Source organism: Actinomadura kijaniata NBRC 14229 (genome assembly GCF_001552175.1).
GTDB lineage: Bacteria > Actinomycetota > Actinomycetes > Streptosporangiales > Streptosporangiaceae > Spirillospora > Spirillospora kijaniata.
This window is the reverse complement of sequence record NZ_BCQR01000187.1, coordinates 1-22806: the sequence shown is the minus strand read 5'-3', so window position 1 is coordinate 22806 and position 22806 is coordinate 1. Positions and strand designations below refer to the sequence as shown.

The window sequence follows — 22806 nt, the reverse complement described above, 5'->3', positions numbered from 1 at the left end:
GGCGTCGCCGCCGCTCCGCCCGGCCACCAGGACGGCGGCCGGGGTCGCGATCAGCAGGGCCGCCACCAGCGCGGCCAGCAGGTCGGGCCGCCACCGGCGCGGGCCGCGCGGGGGACGCGTCCCGCCGCTCTCCGGCCGTGGCGGCAACGGGATCTCTCCGGTGTCGTCGGTGCTCCGTTCGTGCTCCATACCGCCCCCGGCGCGTGTCGTGCGCGCCCGGTGCGCGCACGTGCCCCTCAGGGTCGGCGCCGGGACTGATCGCCTCCTGCCCCGCGGCTGAGAGTTTCCCGTGAGTTTTTGGAGCGATCCATGAACGGTTCCCGAACGCCGGTCACCCGGATCTCGGGCGCCGCGACGCGCGCGCCGTCCACCAGCAGGTCGGCGCGGTCGCGGGTGCGGTCGGCGGCGAAGTGCCGCGCCTCCCGCTCCGACCAGCCCTCCCAGGCGTCGGCCCAGTCCGCGCCGTCGCGGGCCAGGGCGCGGGCGCGGCGCAGCCCGCGCGGCGCGTCCACCCAGATCCGGCAGGCGGCGGGCGATTCCCGCCAGGCCGCGCCGACCCCCTCCACGACCAGCACGGGGGCCGCCGGGATCTCCTCCTCGGGGCCGGTGGAGCCGGTGCGCCAGTCGTAGCGGCGCAGCCGTCCGGGAACGCCCCGCGACAGCGGCTCCAGCACCGCCGCGCGCAGCGGCTCCCACCAGGTCAGCGGGTCGGCGTCCCAGGGGACGCGGAAGTCGTCGGAGCGCACCAGCGGCACGGCGCCGCCGGCGCGCTCGGCGAGCGCCGCCGCCAGCAGCGGCGCGAACGTCGACTTCCCCGCGCCGCTCGGGCCGTCCACCGCCACCAGCCGGACCGGCCCGCAGGAGGGCGGCAGCGCGGCCAGCCGGGCGGCGAGGGCCGGGTAGGAGATCGTCTGTCCGGGCACGAAGGGCATACTTCCAGCAGAAAGCGCCCCGCGCGCCCGGCCTTTGCCGGGCGCTTCCCGCAAGGAGGACGGTTCTTGCCCGGTCCCCTCGACGATGTCCTGGTGGTCGATCTCAGCCGGGTGGTGGCCGGGCCGCACGCCACCCAGACCCTGGCCGACCTCGGCGCCCGCGTGATCAAGGTGGAGCGGCCGGGGACCGGCGACGAGACGCGCGGCTGGGGGCCGCCGTTCGTGGACGCGGCGGACGGGGAGAAGGTCAGCACCTACTACCTGTCGGTCAACCGCAACAAGGAGTCGGTGGAGCTGGACCTGAAGACCGGGGCGGGCCGCGCGGTGCTGGAGCGCCTGGTGCGCCGCGCCGACGTGCTGGTGGAGAACTTCCGCGCCGGGGTGATGGACCGGCTCGGTCTCGGCGTCGGGCGGCTGCACGAGCTCAACCCGCGCCTCGTCATCCTGTCGATCACCGGGTTCGGGCACGACGGGCCGGACGGCGACCGCCCCGGCTACGACGCGATCGTGCAGGCCGAGGCGGGCATCATGAGCGTGACCGGGCCGCCCGGCAGCCCCAGCAAGGTCGGTCTGTCGATCGCCGACATCCTGGCGGCGCAGAACGGCGTCGCCGGGGTGCTGGCCGCGCTCTACGAACGCACCCGCACCGGCCGGGGCCGGGTCGTGCGGACCTCGCTGCTGGCGTCGGTGGTCGGCGCGCACATGTTCCAGGGCACCCGCTGGACGGTCGCGCGGGAGCGGCCCGCGTCGGTGGGCAACGACCACCCGTCGATCGCGCCGTACGGGACGTTCCGCTGCGCCGACGGGCAGATCCAGATCGGCATCGCCAACCAGGGGCTGTGGCGGCGGTTCGCGCCGCTGGTCGGCCTGGACCCGGACGACCCCCGGTACGCCACCGTCCCGGACCGGGCGCGCCGCCGCGCCGCGCTCACCGCCGAGATCGAGACGGCCCTGAAGGAGGGCACCCGCGCCGAGTGGCTGGCGCGCCTGGACGCGGCGGGCGTCCCGGCCGGGATGATCCGGTCGATCGACGAGGTGTACGAATGGGCGCAGACCCGCGCGCAGGGGCTGGTCGTCGAGGTGGACCATCCGGGCCTCGGCCCGATCGAGCTGCCCGGCCCGCCGCTGCGCTTCGACGGCGAACCGCCGCGGGCGCACACCGCGCCGCCGCGGCTCGGCCAGCACACCGACGCGGTGCTCGCCTGGCTGGACGAACAGGAGGGGAACGCGTGATGGACCTGCTCGGAGGACCGGCCGGAGAGCACGCGCAGGCGGTGCGGATCGCCGGGCGCGCGCTGGCGCGCGAGGACCTGCTGACCAGGGCCGCCGCCGTCGCCGCCGAGATCGCGGGCGCGGAGGCCGTCGCCGTGCACGCCACCGCCTCGCTGGAGACCGTGGTCGCGGTGGTCGGCGGGATCCTGGCGGGCGTCCCGGTCGTGCCGCTGCCGCCCGACTCCGGCCCCGCCGAACGGGCCCACATCCTCGGCGACTCCGGCGCGCGGCTGCTGCTGGCGGCGCGCGGCGCGTACGAGGCCGGGGACGGCGACCCGCCGGTCGTGCCGGTGGACGACCTGACCCGCGGCGACGGCGTCCGCGCCGACGTCCCCGGCGACGCGACGGCGCTGGTCCTGTACACCAGCGGGACGACGGGCGCGCCCAAGGGCGTGCCGGTGACGCGCTCGGCCGTCGCGGCGGGGCTGGACGCGCTCGCCGAGGCGTGGGAGTGGACGCCCGACGACACGCTGGTGCACGGGCTGCCGCTGTTCCACGTCCACGGCCTGGTCCTCGGCGTGCTGGGCGCGCTGCGCGTGGGCTCGCCGCTGGTCCACACCGGCCGTCCCCGGCCCGAGCTGTACGCCGAGGCGGCCGGGTCGCTGTACTTCGGCGTCCCCACCGTGTGGTCGCGGGTGTGCGCCGACGAGGAGGCGGCGCGGGCGCTGCGCGGGGCGCGGCTGCTGGTGTCGGGCAGCGCGCCGCTGCCGGTCCCGGTGTTCGACCGCCTCGCCGACCTCACCGGGCACCGGCCCGTGGAGCGGTACGGCATGACCGAGACGCTGATCACCGTGAGCGCGCGGGCCGGCGGCGAGCGCCGCCCCGGCCACGTGGGGCTGCCGCTGGCGGGCGTGGCGACGCGGCTGGCCGCCGAGGACGGGAGCGCCGTCCCGCACGACGGGGAGACCCCGGGCGAGCTGCACGTCCGCGCGCCGATGGTGTTCGGCGGGTACCTGAACCGGCCGGACGCGACGGCCGAGGCGTTCACCCCCGACGGCTGGTTCCGCACCGGCGACATCGCCGTGGTCGGCCCGGACGGCTGGCATCGCATCGTCGGCCGCGCCTCCACCGACCTGATCAAGTCCGGCGGGTACCGGATCGGCGCGGGCGAGGTCGAGGACGCCCTGCTGGCGCACCCGGCCGTCCGCGAGGCCGCCGTCGTCGGCACCCCGCACGACGACCTCGGCGAACAGGTCACCGCCTACGTCGTCGCCGACGGCGTGGAGGAACGGCAGCTCATCGACTTCGTGGCCGGGCGGCTGTCCGCCCACAAGCGGCCACGCGTGGTGTACCTGGTGGACTCCCTGCCGCGCAACGCGATGGGTAAGGTCGTCAAAACCCGCCTGAAGTAGGGAGAACGGTGAAGGTCCACCCCTGCGGGCACGTCGCCCGGCTCGGCCCGAAGCTGATGTGCCGCCACCTGATGGGGGAGGACGGGCTCAGCCACGACTACGTCCACCTGCTGACCGGCCGCGGCATGGAGTACCACCTGTGCTGCGAGGACTGCGACAAGGCGCGGGCCGACGGCGTCGAGCCGGAGCTGCTGGAGGCGTGCGAGGGCTGCGTCGAGCGGATCGACGACCCCGACAACCGCGCCCTGGTCGGCTGGCGGGGCGAGCCGGAGATCCTGCGGCGGCCCGAGCCGTTCGAGGCCGTGCCGTTCCGCACCGAACTGCCCCGCAGGCTGCGCGAGCCGGTGGACTTCGCGGCGGTCGCCGGGGAGGACCGTCCGGTGTGGATGGTGCTCACCGACGACGGGCGGATCATGCGGTTCGACGCCGACACCGGCGACTTCGCCGTCCTGGCCCGGGTGCGGCTGCCGTCGGAGAAGGGCAAGGCGCGGAACGGCGGGGAGCTGCGGCGGCGGCTGCACGTGGCCCCGCGCGGCGACTTCGCGGCCGTCGTCCGCGACTACGGGCGCCACGGCGCGGTCGTGGACCTGGCGACGGGAAGGACCGTCATGAAGCTGGACGGCGGCGACTACCGGTGCGACACCGTGCCGTTCTCGCTGGCGTTCACCGAGCACGAGGGCCGCACCGTCGTCGTCCACCGCACCGACTGGAACCGCGTGGACGCCACCGACCCCGCCACCGGCGAGCTGCTCACCGACCGGACCCTCGACAAGGAGAGCTCCCTCGACTACTTCCACGGCGCGCTGCACGTCTCTCCGGACGGCCGGTGGATCGTCGACGACGGCTGGGTGTGGGCGCCGGTCGGCATCCCCTACGCCTGGGACCTGCGGGCCTGGCTGTCGGGGGAGCCGCGGGTCGCCGAGGAGGGCCTGACGCGGCTGGCCTACCGCGACTACCACTGGGACGGGCCGATGGCCTGGGCCGGGGACGCGTTCGCGATCGCCGGGATCGGCCCCGACGACATCGCGCTGCTCGACGGCGTGGTGCTCGTCCACCCCGGCAACGGCGACGACAGCCCGGTGAACGTGTTCCCCGGGCCGCGCGGCGCGCTGTTCGGCGACGCGCGGCGGCTGTACTCGGCCGGGCCCGACGGGCTGGAGGTGTGGGACCCGTTCACCGGCGAGCGCACCGCCGCCGTGCCCGGCTTCGTCCCGGCCCGCCATCATCCGGGCGCCCGCGAGCTCGCCGCCGTCACCGGTTCCGCCATGGAACGCCTCCGCCTGCCCGCATGACCGTTCACTTCCCCGGGTACTGACCCTTACCGAAAAGGCGGAAAGGGGCGGCCGTTATCGTGACGTACTGATATGGGAACCTCACCTTCCGCCGCGCCGCCCGCCGACGACCCCGCGCACTCGCTGGAGCCGGTGCCCCCGGCCGCCCGCGAGTCCACCGCCGCGCACCAGTTCTGGATCTGGTCGGGCGCCAACATCGCCCCGATCAACTGGGTGCTGGGCGCCCTCGGCGTCAAGCTCGGGCTGGGGCTGGCCGACACCGTCACGGTGCTGGTCCTCGGCAACCTGATCGGGATGTCGGTGTTCGGGCTGTTCGTCCTGATGGGGCAGCGGACCGGGGTGACCCAGATGGTGCTGGCCCGGTCGGCGTTCGGACGGCGCGGGGCCTACCTGCCCGCGATCCTGCAGGGCGTGATGTCGGCTGGCTGGTGCGCCGTCAACACCTGGATCGTGCTGGACCTGGTGATGGCGCTGCTCGGCCAGCTCGGGATCTCCGGCGGGACCGGCACCAAGATCGCCGTGGTGCTGGTCATCATGGGGTTGCAGGTGTGGATCGCCGCCTCCGGCTTCCACGCCATCGCGACGTTCGAGAAGTGGACCGTTCCCGTCACGCTGGTCGTGCTCGCCGCGATGACCGCCGTCGCCTGGACGAGGACCGGCGTGCGCTGGGACTTCGCCGGCAGGGGCCTGACCGGGATCGACCGGCTGTCGGCGATGAGCACGGTCATGACGGCCATCGGCGTGGGCTGGGGGATCACCTGGTTCGCCTACGCCTCGGACTACTCGCGGTTCGTGCCGGAGACGCTGTCGCGGGCGCGGCTGTACTGGGCGAGCGTGCTCGGGCAGTTCCTGCCGGTGGTGTGGCTCGGCGTGCTCGGCGCGTCGCTGGCCACCGTCAGCCAGACCACCGACCCGGGCAGGCTGATCGTGGACGCGTTCGGCGCGCTGGCGATCCCGGTGCTGCTGCTGGTCGTGCACGGCCCGATCGCCACCAACATCCTCAACGTCTACTCGTGCTCGCTGTGCGCCCAGACCGCCGACTGGCACGTGTCGCGGCGCGCGATCTCCTACGGCGTGGGCGCGTTCGCGACCGTCTTCACCATCCTGCTGATCTTCCAGGAGGACTTCGCGCACACCCTGGACGCCTGGCTGGCCGGGCTGGTCACCTGGGTGGTGCCGTGGGCCGCCGTCATGGCCGTCCACTTCTACGTCGTCAGTCGCCGGAACGTCGACATCGACGCCCTCTACGACCCGCCGGGACGCTCGCGCCTCGGCGACTTCCGCTGGGACGGGCTGGCCGCGTTCGCGCTGGGCGCGGCCGCCACCTGGTGCTTCCAGTACGGGGTGCCCGCCGCCCTGCGGGGCCCCGCCGCGCGGGCGCTCGGCGGCGTCGACCTGTCGTGGCTCGCCGGGGCCGTCGTCGCCGGGGGCCTGTACCTGCTGCTGTCCTCCCGCCGGAAGGGGACCCTCGCGTGAGACTGCTGCGCAACGCCCGCCTGCTCGGCCGCGACGGCGCGTTCGACGTCGAGATCGACGGCGGGCGCTTCGGGCGGATCCTGCCCGCCGGGCGGGGGAGCGGCGACACCTTCCTCGACGCGGACGGCGCGCTGGTCAGCCCGCCGTTCGTGGAGCCCCACGTCCACCTGGACACCACGCTGACGGCCGGGGAGCCGCGCTGGAACGCCTCCGGGTCGCTGTGGGAGGGCATCGCGGTCTGGAGCGAGCGCAAGCGGACCCTCACCCACGACGACGTGGTCGCGCGGGCGTCGGAGGTGCTGCGCTGGTACGCCGCCAACGGCGTGCTGCACGTGCGCAGCCACGTGGACGTCACCGACCCCGAGCTGGTCGCCCTGGACGCGATGGTCGAGGTGCGGGAGAGCGTCCGCGACGTGATCGACCTGCAACTGGTGGCGTTCCCGCAGGAGGGGATCGTCTCCTTCGACAACGGGCCGGAGCTGCTGGAGGAGGCGGCGCGGCGCGGCGTGGACGCGATCGGCGCGATCCCGCACTTCGAGGACACCCGCGAGGACGGGGTGCGGTCGCTGAAGGTCGCCTTCGACATCGCCCAGCGGCACGGGCTGATGCTGGACGCGCACTGCGACGAGATCGACGACGAGCAGTCCCGGTTCGTGGAGGTCCTGGCGACGCTGGCGCGGCGCGGCGGGCTGCGGTCGCGGGCCACCGCCTCCCACACCACCGCCATGGGCTCCTACAACGGCGCCTACTCCTACAAGCTCCAGCGCATCCTGGCCCGCTCGGGCGTCAACCTGGTCTGCAACCCGCTGGCCAACCTGTGCCTCCAGGGCCGCTTCGACGGCTATCCCAGGCGGCGCGGCCTCACCCAGGTCAAGGAGATGCTGGGCGCGGGCGTGAACGTGGCGTTCGGCCACGACGACGTGATGGACCCCTGGTTCCCGCTCGGCACCGCCAGCCCGCTCCAGGTCGCGCTGGTCGGCGTCGCCGCCGCGCAGCTCACCGGGGCCGCCGAGATCGACGAGGCGTTCGCGATGGTGACCGAACGCGCCGCGCGCGTGCTGTCGCTCGGCGACCGCTACGGCGTCGAGGAGGGGCGCCCGGCGTCGTTCGTGGTGCTGCCCGCCGCCTCCCCCTTCGACGCGGTGCGCCGCCAGACCCGGCCCGGCCACGTCGTCGCGCACGGCCGCCTGGTCGCCGAGACCCCCGCCGCCCCCACCCGGCTGACCTGGCCGGGCCGCGCCCCCGAGGACATCGACTTCGTCCGCGAACGAGACCGGTAACCGCGAGGGGGACCCATGACGTCGACCGGGGAGCCGACGGCCGGGACGCTGAGCCGCAGCCTGTCGCTGCGCGACCTCATCGTCTACGGGCTGCTGTTCATCGGGCCGCTCGCCCCCGTCGGCGTGTACGGGGTGCTGGACGCCAGGAGCTCCGGCGCGGTCGCCGCCGTCTACGTGATCGCGACCGTGGCGATGGGGTTCACCGCCTACTCCTACGCGCGGATGTCGCGGGAGATCCCGCACGCGGGCTCGGTGTTCGCCTACGCCTCGGCCGGGCTGGGCCGCCCCGCCGGGTTCCTGGCCGGGTGGCTGGCGATGCTGGACTACCTGCTGATCCCGTCGGTGGCGTACCTGTTCTGCGGGATCGCGCTGCACTCGCTGGTCCCCTCGGTCCCGGCGTGGGTGTTCACGGTGGCGGCGTTCGCGGTGACGACCGCCCTGAACCTGGCCGGGGTGCGGCTGGCGGCGCGCGTCGGGTTCGTCGTCATCGTCGTGGAGATCGCGCTGCTGGCGGTCTTCGTGGTGGTGGCGGTCGCCGTGCTGGTCGCGCACGGCCCGGCGCGGCCGTGGACCGCGCCGTTCCTGGGCACCGGCGGCGCGACCCCGACGCTGGTCATGGGCGCGGTGTCGATCGCGGTGCTGTCGTACCTGGGGTTCGACGCCATCGCCTCGTTCGCCGAGGAGAACGCCGGGGACGCGCGGCAGGTGGGCCGCGCGGTCCTGGTCTGCCTGGGCGTGGCGGGGCTGCTGTTCGTGGCGCAGACGTACCTGGCCGGGGTGCTGATGCCGCTGACGCCGCAGGAGCTGGCGGCGCGGCCCGCCGCGCAGGGGACGGCGTTCTACGACATGACCGGCACGGCGCTGGGCGCGTGGCTGTCGACGCTGCTGGCGCTGGTGAAGGGGATCGGCCCGGCGTTCTCGGCGATGACGGCGGTGGCCGCCGCGTCCCGCCTGCTGTACGGCATGGCCCGCGACCGGGGCCTGCCGAGGGCGCTGTCGAAGGTGGACGAGCGCTCGCGGGTGCCCCGCACGGCCCTGCTCACGACCGCCGCGCTGACGCTGGTGGTGTCGGTGTGGGCGGCCCGCCGCGACGACGGTCTGGACGTGCTGGTGTCGATCGTGGACATCGGGGCGCTGGCGGCGTTCACGATGCTGCACGCCTCGGTGGTCGGGTACTTCGTGGTGCGCAAGGGGAGCCGGGCGTGGCTGCCGCACCTGGCGGTGCCGGTGCTGGGCGCGGCGGTGGCGATCTGGATCATCGTGGTCGCGAGCCCGCCGGCCAAGACGGTCGGGGCGGTCTGGCTGGCCCTGGGGCTGGTCCTGGCGGTGACCCGGCGGGTCCGGCGTCCGGCGTAGATCGGGTCTTTCCCGGCGGGGTGGGCGCCGCTACCCTGGGGCTGCGTTCCCCCGCCGTCGTAACGCCTGCGTCCGGGCGGCTCCGCGCGCGACCCCGCATGCGGAACCGTCTGGCATTGCGTCGGCTCCTCCGCCGTTCTTCCGTCGAGGAGCCCACGATGCCCACCAGATGCAGGCCCCTGCTCGCCGCGTTCGTCGCGGCCGCCGTCGCCGCGCTGCTGTCCCTGACCGCGCTGACCGCGCTGTCCCCGCCCGCCCGTTCGGCCGCGGTGCCGTGCTCGTACCCGGCGTGGACCGAGGGATCGGCCTACAGGACCGGCGACAAGGTGACCTACCGGTCCCGCGCCTACGAGGCCCGCTCGGCGCACACCGCGCACCCCGGCGCCAACTGGAACCCCGCCGACACCCCGACGCTGTGGCGCGACCTGGGCGCGTGCGACGGGACCCCGACGCCCACCACGCCCACGCCGACGACCACACCCACGCCGACGACCACCCCGACGACCACGCCCACGCCGACCACGCCGCCGGGCGACGCCACCTGCCCGGTGAAGGGCAGACCGGCGGGCAAGGTCCTGGTGGGCTACTGGGAGAACTGGGACGGCGCCAGCAACGGCGTGCACCCGCCGTTCGGCTGGACCCCGATCACCGACCCGCGCATCCGGCAGCACGGCTACAACGTGATCAACGCGGCGTTCCCCGTCATCCGCTCCGACGGCACCGTGCTGTGGGAGGACGGCATGGACGCGACGGTGAAGGTCGCCACCCCCGCCGAGATGTGCGCGGCCAAGGCCGCCGGGGCGACGATCCTGATGTCGATCGGCGGCGCGACCGCCGGGATCGACCTGTCCTCCGCCGCGGTCGCCGACCGCTTCGTGGAGACCGTGGTGCCGATCCTGAAGCGCTACAACTTCGACGGCATCGACATCGACATCGAGACCGGCCTGACCGGCAGCGGCGACATCACCCGGCCGTCCGCCTCGCAGGCCAACCTGATCCGCATCATCGACGGCGTGCTGGAGCGGATGCCGCCGCAGTTCGGCCTGACGATGGCCCCGGAGACGGCGTACGTGACCGGCGGCAGCGTGACCTACGGCTCGATCTGGGGCGCCTACCTGCCGATCGTCAAGAAGTACGCCGACAACGGCCGCCTGTGGTGGCTGAACATGCAGTACTACAACGGCAGCATGTACGGCTGCTCGGGCGACTCCTACCAGGCGGGCACCGTCCAGGGCTTCACCGCGCAGACCGACTGCCTGAACAGGGGCCTGGTGATCCAGGGCACGACGATCCGCGTCCCCTACGACAAGCAGGCCCCGGGCCTGCCCGCCCAGCCCGGCGCGGGCGGCGGGTACATGTCCCCGAGCCTGGTCGCCCAGGCGTGGAACCACTACAACGGCGCGTTGAAGGGCCTGATGACCTGGTCCATCAACTGGGACGGCTCGAAGGGCTGGACGTTCGGCGACAACGTCCGCGCCCTCCAGGGCCGCCAGTCGGAGAGGTGACGCCGATGGCGCCCGCCGTCACCGGCGGGCGCCATCGCGCCTCCCCCGCCCGGCGACCACGCGACCCGAGAGGGCGACCCGATGACCGACGGCACGCTCCACCAGCAGATCACCGCGCTGGCCGACCTGGTCACGCCCATGGCGGTCCGGGCGGCGGTCACCCTCCGCATCGCGGACCGCATCGGCGACGACGGCGCGACGCCCGCCGAGCTCGCCCGGCGCACCGGCACCCGGCCACGGCCGCTCGGCAAACTCCTGCGCCACCTGGTGAGCCTCGACCTCCTCGCCTTCGACGACGGCCGCTACCGCCTCACCGAACTGGGATCGGCGCTGCGGCGGGAGGACGGCGCGCCGTGGCCGTTCGCCCCACTGGACCTCGACGGTGTCACCGGCCAGACCGAGCTGTCCGTCATCCACCTGCTGCACACGCTGCGCACGGGCGAGCCGGTCTACCGCCGCATGTTCGGCACCGACCTGTGGTCGTACGTCGACGGGCGCGGCGACGCGGACGACGAGCTGCGTTCCCAGGCCCCGACGGCGCCGGCGTTCGACGCCGAGGTGCTGGTGGAGCACCCGTGCTGGAGCGCGGCGCGCACGTTCGTGGACGTGGGCGGCAACACCGGCGCGCTGGTCGAGGCGCTGCTCGTCCGGCACCCGCACCTGCGCGCGACCCTGCTGGACCTGCCCGTCTTCGCGCGGGTGGCGCGGCGGCGCTTCGCGGAGTCCGGGCTGGCCGACCGGGCCGCCGCCGTGGGGCGCGGCTTCTTCGAGCCGCTGCCCGCGGGCGCCGACGTCTACCTGCTGTCGGCCGTGCTCGCCGACTGGGACGACGACGGCGCCGTCCGGCTGCTGCGCAACTGCGCCGACGCCGCCGGGCGCGACGGCGGGATCCTCGTGTCCGAGGTCCACCGGGCCGAGGGTCCCCACTGGCCCGGCACGGCCTTGGCGCTGTGGCTGGAGGCCACCACCGCCGACCCCGACCGCGGCGTGGAGGAGCTGACCGCGCTCGCCGCCGAGGCCGGGCTGAAGGTGACACGAGTGGACCGGGCCCCCACCCGCCTGGTCCTGGAACTCCACGCCTGACCAGACCCGACGGCTGTGGAACGCGCTCTGGTCTGTGCTTCCGAGCCCTGTCCGCGGGCCCGCGGGTCAGGTGGCGGGCTCGCGTGCAGGGCCGGGGTCCACTGTGGAACGGGCTCTAGCCGAGGGCGGGGGAGAGGGCCCGGACCAGGGCGGTGGCGACGGATTCGGGGAGGTCGTCGCCCTCCGGGCCCACCGCGAAGTAGTGCAGGAAGCCCTGCTGGAAGCAGGCGCCCACCAGGAGCGCCGCCAGCGCCTCGGGGTCGACGCCGGGGCCGAGGCGGCCGAGGTCGCGTTCGGCGGCGAGGTAGGCGCCGAGGCGATCGATCGGGTAGCGGGGGCCCGCGTCGCGCCGTTCGAGGTTCGCGCGGGACGCCGCGATCAGCGCCGGCTGGGCCGCGAAGGAGGCCATCATCGGGAAGGCGCGCCGGTAGAAGCGCAGGGCGTTGTGGGCGAACGCCGTCAGGTTGCCCGCCACGGTGCCCTCGCCGGGCTTGAGGCTCTCGGTGAACGAGGGCATCCGCTCCAGCAGGACGCGGCTGAGCAGCTCCTCCTTGTCCCGGAAGTGCTTGTAGATCAGTGCCTCGCTGTACCCGGCGGCGCGGGCGATCTCCTTGGTGGTCGCCCGCGCCACACCCTGCGTCCGCATGATGTCGGCCGCCGCGTCCAGGATCCGTTCCCGCGCGCTCATGACCCCCCTTGACGGTGAGTGAAGACTTACTCATCATAGGGGTTAGTGAACATTTACTCACCCCCACGAGGAAGAGGCACCTCATGAAGATCACCGTGTTCGGGGCGACCGGGGGCACCGGCCTCCAGGTCGTGCGGGCCGCGCTGACGGCCGGGCACGCCGTCACCGCCGTCGTCCGCGACCCCGCCAAGCTCCCCGCCGACCTGCGCGAACGCGTCGAGGTCGCGCAGGCCGACGCCATGGACCCCCGCGCCGTCGAGCACGCCGTCAAGGGCGCCGACGCCGTCGTCACCGCGATCGGCAGCCGGGCGGGCCGCGCGCCCACCACCGTCAGCGCCGACAGCGCGCGGAGCATCGTCGCCGCCATGCGGGCCGCCGGGGCCCGGCGCCTCCTGCTGATCAGCGCCAGCGCCCTGGAGACGAGCCGCGGCGACGACCCGGTCACCCGCCTGGTGCTCAAGCCGCTGGTCCAGCGGGTCCTGGCCCACCCCTACGCGGACCTGCGCGACGCCGAACGGACCGTCCGGGACTCCGGCCTGGACTGGACGATCGTCCGCCCGCCCCGCCTGCTCGACAAGCCCGCCAGGGGCTCCTACCGCCGCGCCGACGGTCTCGACGTCCGGGGCGGCCGCACCATCACCCGCGCCGACCTGGGCAAGGCGTTCGTGGACCTGGCCGACGACCCGTCGGCGGTCGGCCGGGTGGTCTACGTCGCGAACTGACCCGCGCACCGGGCCCCGACGAGAACCGGGCCGCGAGGACGATAGGTTCGGTGAACCTCGGGTAGACGGGATGGCATGGCTGACGCGGTGGTGATCGGTGCCGGGCCCAACGGCCTGGTCGCGGCGAACGTACTGGCCGACGCCGGATGGCGGGTGACCGTCCTGGAGGCCCAGCCCGTCCCGGGCGGGGCGGTGCGCAGCGACCGGGGCGTGCATCCCGACTACATCAGCGACATGTTCAGCGCCTTCTACCCGCTGGGCGTGGCCTCTCCCGCGATCGGGGCCCTGGGGCTGGAACGCCACGGGCTGCGCTGGCGGCACGCCCCGGCCGTGATGGCGCACCCGCTGCCCGACGGCGGCTGCGCGGTGCTGGAGCGCGACCCCGACCGGACCGCCGCGTCCCTGGAGGAGCTGGGCAAGGGCGACGGCGAGGCGTGGCTGCGGCTGTACCGGCTGTGGGAGGAGCTCGGCGACGACGTGGTCGCGGCGCTGTTCAGCCCCTTCCCGCCGGTCCGGGCGGGGGCGGCGCTGGCGCGCAAGGTGCGCGCGGCCGGGGGGCTGCGGCTGGCGCGGATGATGCTGCTGCCGGTGCGCCGCCTCGGCGAGGAGGAGTTCACCGGCCCGGGCGGGCCGCTGCTGCTGGCCGGATCGGCGCTGCACGCGGACCTGTTCCCCGAGGCGGCGGGCGGGTCGGCGTTCGGCTGGCTGCTGGCGATGCTGGGCCAGCAGTACGGCTGGCCGGTCCCCGAGGGCGGCGCCGGTGAGCTGACCGGCGCCCTGGTCAGGCGGTTGGAGGCGCAGGGGGGCACGGTCCGCTGCGCCACCCCGGTCACCGAGGTGATCGTGCGGGACGGGCGGGCGCTCGGGGTGCGCACCGCCGACGGCGAGCGGATCCGCGCCACCCGCGCCGTGCTGGCCGACGTGGCCGCCCCCGCCCTGTACGGCGGCCTGGTCGGCTGGGAGCACCTGCCGGCGCGGCTGCGCGACGACATGCGGCGCTTCCAGTGGGACTTCTCCACCTTCAAGACCGACTGGGCCCTGTCGGGCCCGATCCCGTGGACGGCGGAGGGCGCGCGGCGGGCCGGGACCGTGCACCTGGCCGCGGGGATGGACGCGCTGACCGACTTCACCGCCCAGGTGGTCACCGGGCGGGTCCCGGCCGAGCCGTTCACGCTGGTGGGGCAGATGACCACCGCCGACCCCAGCCGCTCTCCGGCCGGGACCGAGTCGGCCTGGGCCTACACCCACGTCCCCCAGCGGATCGCCTCCGACGCGGGCGACGCGGGCATCACCGGCGTCTGGGACGAGCGGGAACGCCAGGCGATGGCCGACCGCGTCGAGGCCCAGATCGAGCGGTACGCGCCCGGATTCCGCGACCTGGTCGTCGAGCGCCGCGTCCTCGCCCCGCCCGACCTCCAGGACCGGAACGCCAACCTGGTGGGCGGGGCGCTCAACGGCGGCACCGCCGCGATCCACCAGCAGCTCGTGTTCCGCCCCACCCCCGGCACCGGCCGCCCCGAGACCCCCGTCGCCGGCCTGTACCTGGCCTCGGCCTCCGCGCACCCGGGCGGCGGCGTGCACGGCGCCTGCGGCGCCAACGCCGCCCGCGCCGCCCTCCGCACCGACGGCCCGGCCCGCCGCGTACTGAACACGGCCCTGACAGCAGCCCAGCGAGCCCTACACCGCCACTGACCGAAACAGGCCCGCCCCGGCCCGCCCTGTTTCGCCCCGGCCCGCTCTTCCGTCCCGGCCTGCCCCTGGTTCGGCCCGGCCTGCTCCTAGTGCGGACCGGCCCTGATCCGGGCCGGTCCGGCCCACCCTGGTCCGGCCCACCCTGGTCCGGCCCGCCCTGGCTGGGCTCGGCCTGCTCTGGTTGGGCTCGGCCTGCTCTGGTTGGGCTCGGCCTGCTCTGGTTGGGCTTGGCCTGCTCTGGTTGGGCTTGGCCTGCTCTGGTTGGGCTCGGCCTGCCCTGGTCCGGCCCGCCCCACCTTGGTCCGTCCCGGTAGGCCCCGGCGGGCCTAGATCCGGCGGGCTCTGGTTCGGCGGGACCCGGTGTGTTCAGCGGGCTCAGGTCTGTTGGGTGGGCTCAGGTCTGTTCTGCGGGCTTGGTCTGGCCGGTGGGGGTGCGCTTCTCGCGCTCGTCGTGCACCACCTGCCGCAGGTTGCGCAGCATCAGCCGGTTGCGCAGGTGCAGCACCAGTTCGCCGGGCGGACCGTGCAGGCCCCCGGCCAGGCCGCGCAGCGGATGCTCGTCCACGATCACCACGGTGCCCTCGCCCCACTCGATGAGCTGGAACGCCACCCGCGCCGCCCCGAGCACCCCGGCCTTGATCTCCATCTCCAGCCGCTCCGGCGGTTCGCAGATCCGCACCACCGTCTGGTCGCGCAGGGTCAGCGGCCCGATCCCGGCCTCGAACTCGATCCGCGACCCGACCGCGGGCCAGTCGGGATCCTCGTGCAGGATCGCGCGGGTGCCGACCACCCAGTCGGCGTACCGCCCGCCGTCGGCGAGCGCGGCCCACACGTCCTTGGGAGAGGCGGCGATGAAAGCTTGTCGTACGGCCATGGCCAGCGCTTACCCGCCACGCCACCGAAATCACCTGCGGGCGGCTCCGGCGCGTTCCTAGAGGACGTCCCGGCGGCGGTGGGACAGGCTGGGGAGGAACTCCCGGACCTTCTCGGTCAGCGCCGGGTCCAGCTCCATGACCTGGACCCGCGCGTGGGGGCCCAGATCGGTCAGGACCACTCCCATCGGGTCGATCAGCTGGCTGCGGCCCACGCCTCCCGGCGCCCCCTTCGGGGGGCGGGTGCGGTCGGGGGCCTTGTCCACCGCGACCACCCAGACGGTGTTCTCGACGGCGCGGGCCCGGACCAGGGTCGTCCAGTGCTCCTCCTTGAACACCCCCTGCGCCCACGCGGCCGGGATCGCCAGGATCTCCGCGCCGCGGTCCACCAGCTCCCGCGCCAGCTCCGGGAAGCGCACGTCGTAGCAGGTGATCACGCCGATCCGCGTGCCCGCCAGGTCGAGCACCACCGGCCTGTCACCCGCGGCCACGTGCTGGGACTCGCGGTCGCCGAACGCGTCGAACAGGTGCAGCTTCCGGTAGGACCCGGCGATCTCCCCGGTCGCCTCGATCCCCACCACCGTGTTGTACACGCGGCCGTCCGGTGCGGGCTCGAACACCCCGACCAGCACGGCCGTCCCGTGCTCGCGCGCCGCCGCCCGGACGGCCGTCACGAACGGCCCGTCCAGCGGCTCGGCAGCCTCCGCCAGGACGTTGCCGAACCTCACCTGCGACGCTTCGGGGAAGACCGCCAGGTCCGCGTCGCCGGCCTCGGCGATCGCGCCGACGATCCGGTCCAGGTTCTCCTTGGGGTCGTCGCCGACCTCGATCTGGCACAGGGCTACGCGCATGGCCCCAGTCTGCCCGATGCCGGGGCGGATGACAGATGTCATCCCGAACGCCTGACAACCGCCGCCCGAACCGGTGACAGCGACTTCTACCCGCCCGGACGGCCCCCCGGGACGCTGGGGGCATGAGCAACGAACCAGTCATCCGGGTGGTGGACCTGCGCCAGCGGTACGGGGACTTCGAGGCCGTCGCGGGGATCTCGTTCGAGGTCCGCCGGGGCGAGCTGTTCGCGCTCCTGGGCACCAACGGCGCGGGCAAGACCACCACGCTCGAAACACTGGAGGGCTTCCGCCCCGCCCACTCCGGAGCCGTGCGGGTGCTGGACCGCGACCCGCACCGCGAACGCCGCGCCGTCCGCGAACGCGTCGGGATCATGCTCCAGGAGTGCGGTTTCTTCGGCGAGCTGACCGTCGCCGAGACCGTCGACCACTGGCGCGGCTTCACGCCCCGGGCGCGTTCCCGCGACGAGGTGCTGGACCTGGTGGACCTGCGCGACAAGGCCGGGGTGCGGACCCGGCAGCTGTCGGGTGGCCAGAAACGCCGCCTGGACCTGGCGCTGGCGCTGCTCGGCCGCCCCGAGGTCATGTTCCTGGACGAGCCGACCACCGGGATGGACCCCGAGGCCCGGCACGCGACCTGGCGGACCGTGCGGGACCTGGTCGCCGACGGCACCACCGTGCTGCTCACCACCCACTACCTGGAGGAGGCCGAGCAGCTCGCCGACCGGCTGGCGATGATGCACCGCGGCCGGATCGAGCTGAGCGGCACCCTCGCCGAGGTCCTGGCCGGGCACGGCGACCGCGTCAGCTTCCGCGTCCCCGACCGTCTCCAGGTCGCCGACCTGCCGGCGCCGCGCGGACGCTCCGCCGAGGTCACGGTCGAGGGCGGCGCCCCCGTCGCCACCTACACCACCACCGGCGACGACCTGCAGCGCGTCCTGTACGAACTGCTGAGCTGGGCCGAGGAGAACGCCGTCCGGCTGGACGGCCTGCAGGCCCGCAGCGCCTCCCTGGAGGACGTCTTCCTGCGCACCGCCGAAGGAGCCACCCGATGAACCCGACCGCCGCCGCCCGCGGGTCCGCCCCGCGCCTGCCCGACGTGCGCCCCTCGGCGCTGGTCCGCATCGCGCGGCTCGACCTGACGCTGCTGTGGCGCAACCGCACCGCCCTGTTCACCGTCGCGGGCCTGCCGCTGATGTTCGGCGCGCTGCTGCTGCCGGCGCGCGGGAAGCGCATGGACGGGCTGGACGCCGCGCTGATGCAGGGCACCGGCCATCTGGCGTTCTTCCTGATCTTCGCGGTGTTCATGAACCTGGTGAACGTCTTCACCGCCCGCCGCGAGGACCTCACCCTCAAGCGGCTGCGCGGCACCTCCCTGTCGGACGCCGAGATCCTGTGCGGCAGCGTCCTCACCTCCGTCGCCCTGTACCTGGCGCAGGCGACGGCGCTGCTGGTGCTGCTCATGACGGCGCTCGGCGGCGGCCCGCCCGCCAACCTCCCGCTGATGCTGGCGGGCATGCTCGGCGGGGCGGTGGTCTTCGCGCTGCTGGGGTTCGTGTTCGCCGGGATCACCCCCAACTCCGACATGGCCCAGCTCACCGTCCTGCCGGTGATGTTCGGCTGCATGGCCGGGGCGGGCGTGATGTTCCCGCTGGCGGCGCTGCCCGGCTGGGCCCAGCAGGCCGCGCACTGGCTGCCGCTCAGCCCGGTCGTGGAGATCGTCCGCACCGGCTACCTCGGCCGCGACTTCCACGCCGCCGCGACCCACGAGACGGTCGGCTCCGCCGGGGCCTGGGCGGTGACCGCGCCCTCGTTCGCGGTGCTGGCGGTGTGGACCGCGCTCGGCGTGTACGCGGCGCGGCGCTGGTTCCGCTGGGAGCCCCGCCGGGGCTGAGATCGCTACCCTGCTGGCACCGGAACCGAGGGATCAGGTGGAGATGGACACCGCGACGACGGCCGAGCTGGAGGCGCTGGACGACCGGCGGCTCGCCAGGTACCAGCGGACGACCTACCGGACCTTCGTCATCGCCGGGATCGGGTTCCTGGTCCCGGCCCTGGCGGCCCTGGTCCACGGCCTCGGCGACGGGACGATGCCGGTGGCGCTGGCCCCGCCCGCCCTGGCGGGCACGGGCCTGCTGCTGTGGGGCTACATGCGGCTGGTCCGCACCGGCCTGGAGGGCGGCGCGGGCACCCGCGACATCGTCTGGACCGGCCTGGTCACCTTCGCGTTGATCCTGCTGGCCGCCTACAACCCCCTGTGGGCGGTGACCGGGATGTTCTGGGTGTCGGCCGTGGCGCTGTCCCCGATGAGCGCCCGGCGGCTCCTGGCGTACTGCGCGGGCACCGCCGCCGTGACCATCGTCGTCGTGGGCCTGGCGTTCCACGTCGACGAGCCCGGACGGCCGACCGACTGGCTGGGGATCCTCGGCGGGTTCGCCGCCGTCTTCGGCGGCGGCGCGCTCGCCGCGTTCGTCAACCGCTACCAGCGCGGCATGTGGGACCTGCACCTGGAGGCCCACCACGCCCGCGAGGCCCTCGCCCGGATGGCCGTCACCGAGGAACGCCTGCGCTTCTCCCGCGACCTGCACGACCTGCTCGGCCACAGCCTGTCGCTCATCGCGGTCAAGAGCGAGCTGGCCATCCGGATGGCCGAGAACGACCCGGCCCGCGCCCGCGCCGAGATGGCCGACGTGCGGCGCGCCGCCCGCGAGGCCCTGCGCGAGGTCCGCGCCGCCGTGCGCGGCTACCGCGCCGTCGAGCTGGACGCCGAGCTGGCGGGCGTGCGGGCCGTGCTGGAGGCCGCCGGAGTCCGCTGCGAGATCGGGGCGGTGCCCGCCGACCTGCCGCCGGAGGCCCGCTCGGTGCTGGCGTGGGCGATCCGGGAGGGCGCGACCAACGTCATCAAGCACAGCGAGGCCCGGCGCTGCTCGATCTCGCTCACCGTCTACGGTGAGTCCGTGGTCCTGGAGATGAACAACGACGGTGTCCGCGCCGCCGGAGCCGAGCCCGGCTCGGGACTGGCCGGGCTCACCGAACGCCTCGCCGTGGTCGGCGGCGCCCTCAGCGCCGGGCGGCACGGCCGCGACGGGTTCCTGCTGCGCGCGGTGGTCCCGCTGTCCGGCGCCGCGCCCGACGCCGAGCCCGTGCGGAGCACCGCGTGATCCGGATCCTGCTGGCCGACGACGAGCACCTCATCCGCGGCGCCGTCGCGGCCCTGCTCGGCCTGGAGGGCGACCTGACGGTCGTCGCCGAGGCCGGCCGGGGCGACGAGGTCGCCGCCGCCGTCGCCGCCCACGACCCCGACGTGGCGGTGCTGGACATCGACATGCCCGGCGCGGACGGCCTCACCGTCGCCGAGCGGCTGCGCGAGGCGGGCGCCCGCTGCTCGGTCGTCATCCTCACCAGCCTCGGCCGCCCCGGCTACCTGCGCCGCGCCATGGCCGCCGGGGTCCGCGGGTTCGTCGCCAAGGACGCCTCCACCGACGAGCTGGCGGCGGCGATCCGCAAGGTCCACGCGGGCGGCCGCTACCTGGACGCCGAGCTCGCCGCCACCGCCATGGCCGCCGGGGACAACCCCCTCACCGCACGCGAACGCGAGATCCTCCGCCTCCTCGGCGCGGGCACCGAGACCGCCCGCATCGCGACGCTGCTGCACCTGTCGGAGGGCACCGTCCGCAACTACCTGTCGACCGCGATGGCGAAGCTCGGCGAGTCCAACCGCCTCGCCGCCGTCCGCGCCGCCCGGGAGATGGGATGGATATGACCTTCCGCTTCGTTCCGGTCGTCCCCCTGCTGTTCCTCCTGCCGGGGGTCGGCGTGACGGGGTTCATGGCCGTCCGGGCGGCGCCCGGCCCGGCCCTGGGCGTGCTCGCGGTGTTCCTGGTGGCGTGGGGCGCGGCGTTCGGGCTGCGGCTGGAGCGGATCCGGCGCGCCGGGGGAGTGGCGCTGCGCCTGGACGCCGAGGGCGTCTTCCTGGCGGGATGGCCGAGGAGCGCCGCGCCGCAGTTCGCGCCGTGGGAGGACGTCGCGGCGATCGTGCTGTTCGGCTCCGCGGGGACCGGGACCTCGGCGCCGCCGCCGCGGTTCGTCGGCGTCCAGCTCAGGAACGGCGTCCCCGGCGACTTCCGGTCGCTGCGCCGCCGCCTGGACCGCGCCCGCACCCGCGGCGACCTCGACCCGCTGCTCCGCGAGCGCGTGGACGAGGCCCTGAAGAGTGTCGCGGCCACCGCCGAGGGCGTGGGCGTCGCCGCCTACGTGCGCCGCCGCGACTGGTTCCTCAACGAGAAGGCGCTGCGGACCGCCGTCGGACGCCTGGCCCCGCACGTCCGCGTCGTCGACGTCGACGGCCAGGGCGACCCGGCCGCCTGGCTGTCGCACCGCGAGGAACTCGAACGCCTCGCCGCCGACCTCCCCGACGACCGTCGGGAACGCACCGACCGCTAGACCCGACACCCCCGCCCCATGGTTGCGGGGAGGGAATCCCGGGTGGTTAAGGTGCAGGGGTGAGCGAACCCCTGGTTGCCCGGATGCGCGGTTTCGGTACGACGATCTTCGCCGAGATGTCGGCGCTGGCGGTGCGGACCGGCGCGATCAACCTGGGCCAGGGCTTTCCGGACGAGGACGGCCCGGCCGCGATGCTGGAGGCCGCCGTCGAGGCGATCCGGGGCGGCGGCAACCAGTACCCGCCCGGCCCCGGGCTGCCCGAGCTGCGGGAGGCCGTCGCCGCGCAGAAGCTCGACCGGTACGGGCTCGCCTACGACCCGGCCACCGAGGTTTACGTCACCGTCGGCGCGACCGAGGGCATCGCCGCGTCCGTGCTGGCGCTGGCCGGGCCGGGCGACGAGGTGATCGCGTTCGAGCCGACCTACGACTCCTACGCCGCGACGGTCGCGCTGGCCGGGGCGACGCTGCGGCCGGTGCTGCTGCGGCCCGACGGGGACCGGTTCACCTTCGACCCGGACGAGCTGCGCGCCGCCGTCACCCCGCGCACCCGCCTGCTGCTGGTGAACTCCCCGCACAACCCGGCGGGCACCGTCTTCACCCGCGAGGAGCTCCAGGTCATCGCGGACGTGTGCCGCGAGCACGATCTGGTCGCGGTCACCGACGAGGTGTACGAGTACCTCACCTACGACGGCGCGCGGCACGTTCCGCTGGCGACGCTGGAGGGGATGCGCGAGCGCACCCTCACCGTCTCCTCGGTCGGCAAGACGTTCTCGGTGACCGGCTGGAAGACCGGCTGGGTCACCGGGCCCGCGGCGTACGTGCGGGCCGTGCAGACGGTCAAGCAGTTCCTCACCTACGCGACCGGCGGGCCGTGGCAGCGCGCCACCGCCTACGCGCTGCGCCACGAGATGCCGTGGGTGGAGGAGCTGCGCCGGTCGCTGGAGGCCAAGCGCGACCGGCTGGTCACCGGGCTGGAGGCGGCGGGGTTCAAGACGTTCCGGCCGCAGGGCACCTACTTCGTGCAGGCCGACATCCGGCCGCTGGGGTTCACCGACGGGATGGAGCTGGCGAGGGCGCTGCCGGAGCGGGCGGGGGTGGTGGCGATCCCCACGCAGGTGTTCTACCAGCGGCCCGAGAACGGCGCGCACTTCGTGCGGTTCGCGTTCTGCAAGCGGGAGAGCGTCATCGACGAGGCCGTGGAACGCCTGTCGCGGCTTTCCTGAGACCGGGGTGTAAACGGGCGCGGGTTCCCGGGACTACTTCACGACAACTCCCTCCGACCCCAAGGGGACTTCGTGGATGATCCCGAATCCCGTTTCACCCGCATGTACGACACGTACTACCGGCGGGTGCTGGCGTACGCGCTCACGCACGCCGAGCCGCACACGGCCGAGGACATCGTCAGCGAGACCTTCCTGATCGCCTGGCGGCGGCTGGGCGACGTCCGCGACCCCGCCCTGCCGTGGCTGCTGGGCACCGCCCGCAACCTGGTGCGCAAGCAGTACGACCACGGCCGCAGGGGCCGGGTGCTGGCCGAGCGGATCAGGACGCTGACCACGCCGCAGGACCTGGCCGCCTGGGACGTGGCCGAGCACGTGGTGGAACGCGACGTGGCGCTGGCCGCGATCGCCGGGCTGCCCGAACGCGACCTGGAGGTCCTCGCCCTGGTCAACTGGCACGGTCTGGAGCCGCGCCAGGCGGCGAAGGTGCTGGGCTGCACGTCGGCCGCGTTCTTCGTGCGGCTGCACCGCGCCCGCAGGCGCCTGACCCGCGCGCTGGAGCAGAACCCGGCCCCCCGATCCGCCGTCTCCCGCGTCGCCGAGCGCGCGACCTCGTGAACCCTGGAGCCATCGTGAACGACACCACCGACAAGATCTTCCGCGACCTGCGTCCCGCCGCCCTGGACGAGCTGGCCGAGGACGCCCACGCGCGCCGCCGCGACACCGACCTCGCCCACGCCCTGCGCGCCGTGCCCGCCGTGTCCGCCGCGTCC

22 protein-coding genes are annotated in these 22806 nt (G+C 74.6%); 17 read left to right on the top strand and 5 right to left on the bottom strand.

All coding sequences use genetic code 11. The annotated features are described in order from the left end of the window. Together AKI01S_RS41020 and AKI01S_RS41015 are read right to left on the bottom strand one after the other, a co-directional pair. A partial coding sequence (locus tag AKI01S_RS41020) for a hypothetical protein (protein WP_218010018.1) occupies positions 1-189 on the bottom strand: 189 nt, incomplete at its 3' end. Between the two features lie 47 nt (positions 190-236). Further along, positions 237-932, bottom strand: a complete 696-nt coding sequence (locus AKI01S_RS41015; RefSeq protein ID WP_067831100.1) for a uridine kinase family protein — start codon at positions 930-932, stop codon at positions 237-239. 66 nt (positions 933-998) lie between these two features. On the opposite strand from AKI01S_RS41015, the gene AKI01S_RS41010 reads away from it, so the two are divergent. The 8 genes from AKI01S_RS41010 to AKI01S_RS40975 all read left to right on the top strand — a co-directional run bounded on the left by AKI01S_RS41010 (position 999) and on the right by AKI01S_RS40975 (position 11548). Further along, on the top strand, positions 999-2165 hold the full coding sequence (locus tag AKI01S_RS41010) for a CaiB/BaiF CoA transferase family protein (protein ID WP_067831099.1): 1167 nt from the start codon (positions 999-1001) through the stop codon (positions 2163-2165). Further along, the gene (locus AKI01S_RS41005) at positions 2165-3556 is read left to right on the top strand and encodes an acyl-CoA synthetase (RefSeq protein WP_067831097.1); all 1392 of its coding nucleotides are present in this window, start codon (positions 2165-2167) and stop codon (positions 3554-3556) included. The genes AKI01S_RS41010 and AKI01S_RS41005 overlap by 1 nt, the downstream gene beginning before the upstream one ends. Before the next feature lie 8 nt (positions 3557-3564). Further along, entirely contained in the window at positions 3565-4848 is a 1284-nt protein-coding gene (locus AKI01S_RS41000) for a YncE family protein (RefSeq protein WP_084000751.1), read from the top strand. Positions 4849-4920: 72 nt separating this feature from the next. Next, complete coding sequence (locus tag AKI01S_RS40995; protein WP_067831096.1) at positions 4921-6324, top strand: purine-cytosine permease family protein; 1404 nt, start codon at positions 4921-4923, stop codon at positions 6322-6324. Continuing rightward, a complete protein-coding gene (codA, locus tag AKI01S_RS40990) occupies positions 6321-7604 on the top strand; it encodes a cytosine deaminase (RefSeq protein ID WP_067831094.1) in 1284 nt (427 codons plus the stop codon). The genes AKI01S_RS40995 and codA overlap by 4 nt, the downstream gene beginning before the upstream one ends. Positions 7605-7619: 15 nt before the next feature. Further along, entirely contained in the window at positions 7620-8960 is a 1341-nt protein-coding gene (locus AKI01S_RS40985; protein ID WP_067831093.1) for an APC family permease, read from the top strand. A gap of 158 nt (positions 8961-9118) precedes the next feature. Then, positions 9119-10465 carry a glycosyl hydrolase family 18 protein gene (locus tag AKI01S_RS40980; protein WP_067831092.1) on the top strand — a complete coding sequence of 449 codons (1347 nt, stop codon included), beginning with the start codon at positions 9119-9121 and terminating at the stop codon, positions 10463-10465. 81 nt (positions 10466-10546) lie between these two features. Further along, positions 10547-11548 carry a methyltransferase gene (locus tag AKI01S_RS40975; RefSeq protein ID WP_067831090.1) on the top strand — a complete coding sequence of 334 codons (1002 nt, stop codon included), beginning with the start codon at positions 10547-10549 and terminating at the stop codon, positions 11546-11548. Positions 11549-11663: 115 nt separating this feature from the next. Here the strand turns inward: AKI01S_RS40975 and AKI01S_RS40970 are convergent, their stop codons facing one another. Then, on the bottom strand, positions 11664-12236 hold the full coding sequence (locus AKI01S_RS40970; RefSeq protein WP_067831088.1) for a TetR family transcriptional regulator: 573 nt from the start codon (positions 12234-12236) through the stop codon (positions 11664-11666). Positions 12237-12319: 83 nt separating this feature from the next. Between AKI01S_RS40970 and AKI01S_RS40965 the strand changes: the two genes are divergently transcribed. Then, positions 12320-12958, top strand: a complete 639-nt coding sequence (locus AKI01S_RS40965) for an NAD(P)-dependent oxidoreductase (RefSeq protein ID WP_067831084.1) — start codon at positions 12320-12322, stop codon at positions 12956-12958. A gap of 75 nt (positions 12959-13033) precedes the next feature. Beyond that, the gene (locus AKI01S_RS40960) at positions 13034-14650 is read left to right on the top strand and encodes a phytoene desaturase family protein (RefSeq protein WP_067831081.1); all 1617 of its coding nucleotides are present in this window, start codon (positions 13034-13036) and stop codon (positions 14648-14650) included. Positions 14651-15044: 394 nt separating this feature from the next. Here AKI01S_RS40960 and AKI01S_RS40955 read toward each other — a convergent pair whose 3' ends face one another. After that, entirely contained in the window at positions 15045-15524 is a 480-nt protein-coding gene (locus AKI01S_RS40955; RefSeq protein ID WP_067831079.1) for an SRPBCC family protein, read from the bottom strand. Between the two features lie 57 nt (positions 15525-15581). After that, the gene (locus tag AKI01S_RS40950; RefSeq protein ID WP_067831076.1) at positions 15582-16373 is read right to left on the bottom strand and encodes a carbon-nitrogen hydrolase family protein; all 792 of its coding nucleotides are present in this window, start codon (positions 16371-16373) and stop codon (positions 15582-15584) included. A 122-nt stretch (positions 16374-16495) separates the two neighbouring features. Here AKI01S_RS40950 and AKI01S_RS40945 point away from each other — a divergent pair, with 122 nt between their 5' ends. The 7 genes from AKI01S_RS40945 (at position 16496) to AKI01S_RS40915 (ending at position 22651) form a co-directional block, all read left to right on the top strand. Then, positions 16496-17425, top strand: a complete 930-nt coding sequence (locus tag AKI01S_RS40945; RefSeq protein ID WP_067831073.1) for an ABC transporter ATP-binding protein — start codon at positions 16496-16498, stop codon at positions 17423-17425. Continuing rightward, positions 17422-18264 (top strand): ABC transporter permease, encoded by an 843-nt coding sequence (locus AKI01S_RS40940; RefSeq protein WP_067831070.1) that lies wholly within the window; start codon positions 17422-17424, stop codon positions 18262-18264. The genes AKI01S_RS40945 and AKI01S_RS40940 overlap by 4 nt, the downstream gene beginning before the upstream one ends. 43 nt (positions 18265-18307) lie before the next feature. Next, positions 18308-19531 carry a sensor histidine kinase gene (locus AKI01S_RS40935; RefSeq protein ID WP_245681994.1) on the top strand — a complete coding sequence of 408 codons (1224 nt, stop codon included), beginning with the start codon at positions 18308-18310 and terminating at the stop codon, positions 19529-19531. Continuing rightward, positions 19528-20133 (top strand): response regulator transcription factor, encoded by a 606-nt coding sequence (locus AKI01S_RS40930; protein ID WP_067831065.1) that lies wholly within the window; start codon positions 19528-19530, stop codon positions 20131-20133. The genes AKI01S_RS40935 and AKI01S_RS40930 overlap by 4 nt, the downstream gene beginning before the upstream one ends. Beyond that, complete coding sequence (locus AKI01S_RS40925; protein WP_157420523.1) at positions 20124-20813, top strand: hypothetical protein; 690 nt, start codon at positions 20124-20126, stop codon at positions 20811-20813. Before AKI01S_RS40930 ends, AKI01S_RS40925 begins: the two co-directional genes overlap by 10 nt. A gap of 59 nt (positions 20814-20872) precedes the next feature. Next, positions 20873-22036 (top strand): pyridoxal phosphate-dependent aminotransferase, encoded by a 1164-nt coding sequence (locus AKI01S_RS40920; protein ID WP_084000750.1) that lies wholly within the window; start codon positions 20873-20875, stop codon positions 22034-22036. A 72-nt stretch (positions 22037-22108) separates the two neighbouring features. Beyond that, complete coding sequence (locus tag AKI01S_RS40915; RefSeq protein WP_084000749.1) at positions 22109-22651, top strand: RNA polymerase sigma factor; 543 nt, start codon at positions 22109-22111, stop codon at positions 22649-22651. Positions 22652-22806: the final 155 nt, after the last annotated feature.

Bases quoted from the DNA above. Each gene is read 5' to 3' on its own strand.
- AKI01S_RS40995 (WP_067831096.1), top strand. From the start codon at position 4,921: ATGGGAACCTCACCTTCCGCCGCGCCGCCCGCCGACGACCCCGCGCAC.
- AKI01S_RS40950 (WP_067831076.1), bottom strand. From the start codon at position 16,373: ATGCGCGTAGCCCTGTGCCAGATCGAGGTCGGCGACGACCCCAAGGAG.
- AKI01S_RS40925 (WP_157420523.1), top strand. From the start codon at position 20,124: ATGGATATGACCTTCCGCTTCGTTCCGGTCGTCCCCCTGCTGTTCCTC.
- AKI01S_RS40965 (WP_067831084.1), top strand. From the start codon at position 12,320: ATGAAGATCACCGTGTTCGGGGCGACCGGGGGCACCGGCCTCCAGGTC.
- AKI01S_RS40940 (WP_067831070.1), top strand. From the start codon at position 17,422: ATGAACCCGACCGCCGCCGCCCGCGGGTCCGCCCCGCGCCTGCCCGAC.
- AKI01S_RS40970 (WP_067831088.1), bottom strand. From the start codon at position 12,236: ATGAGCGCGCGGGAACGGATCCTGGACGCGGCGGCCGACATCATGCGG.
- AKI01S_RS40980 (WP_067831092.1), top strand. From the start codon at position 9,119: ATGCCCACCAGATGCAGGCCCCTGCTCGCCGCGTTCGTCGCGGCCGCC.
- AKI01S_RS40955 (WP_067831079.1), bottom strand. From the start codon at position 15,524: ATGGCCGTACGACAAGCTTTCATCGCCGCCTCTCCCAAGGACGTGTGG.
- AKI01S_RS41015 (WP_067831100.1), bottom strand. From the start codon at position 932: ATGCCCTTCGTGCCCGGACAGACGATCTCCTACCCGGCCCTCGCCGCC.
- AKI01S_RS40935 (WP_245681994.1), top strand. From the start codon at position 18,308: ATGGACACCGCGACGACGGCCGAGCTGGAGGCGCTGGACGACCGGCGG.
- AKI01S_RS40960 (WP_067831081.1), top strand. From the start codon at position 13,034: ATGGCTGACGCGGTGGTGATCGGTGCCGGGCCCAACGGCCTGGTCGCG.
- AKI01S_RS41005 (WP_067831097.1), top strand. From the start codon at position 2,165: ATGGACCTGCTCGGAGGACCGGCCGGAGAGCACGCGCAGGCGGTGCGG.
- AKI01S_RS40985 (WP_067831093.1), top strand. From the start codon at position 7,620: ATGACGTCGACCGGGGAGCCGACGGCCGGGACGCTGAGCCGCAGCCTG.
- AKI01S_RS40975 (WP_067831090.1), top strand. From the start codon at position 10,547: ATGACCGACGGCACGCTCCACCAGCAGATCACCGCGCTGGCCGACCTG.
- AKI01S_RS40945 (WP_067831073.1), top strand. From the start codon at position 16,496: ATGAGCAACGAACCAGTCATCCGGGTGGTGGACCTGCGCCAGCGGTAC.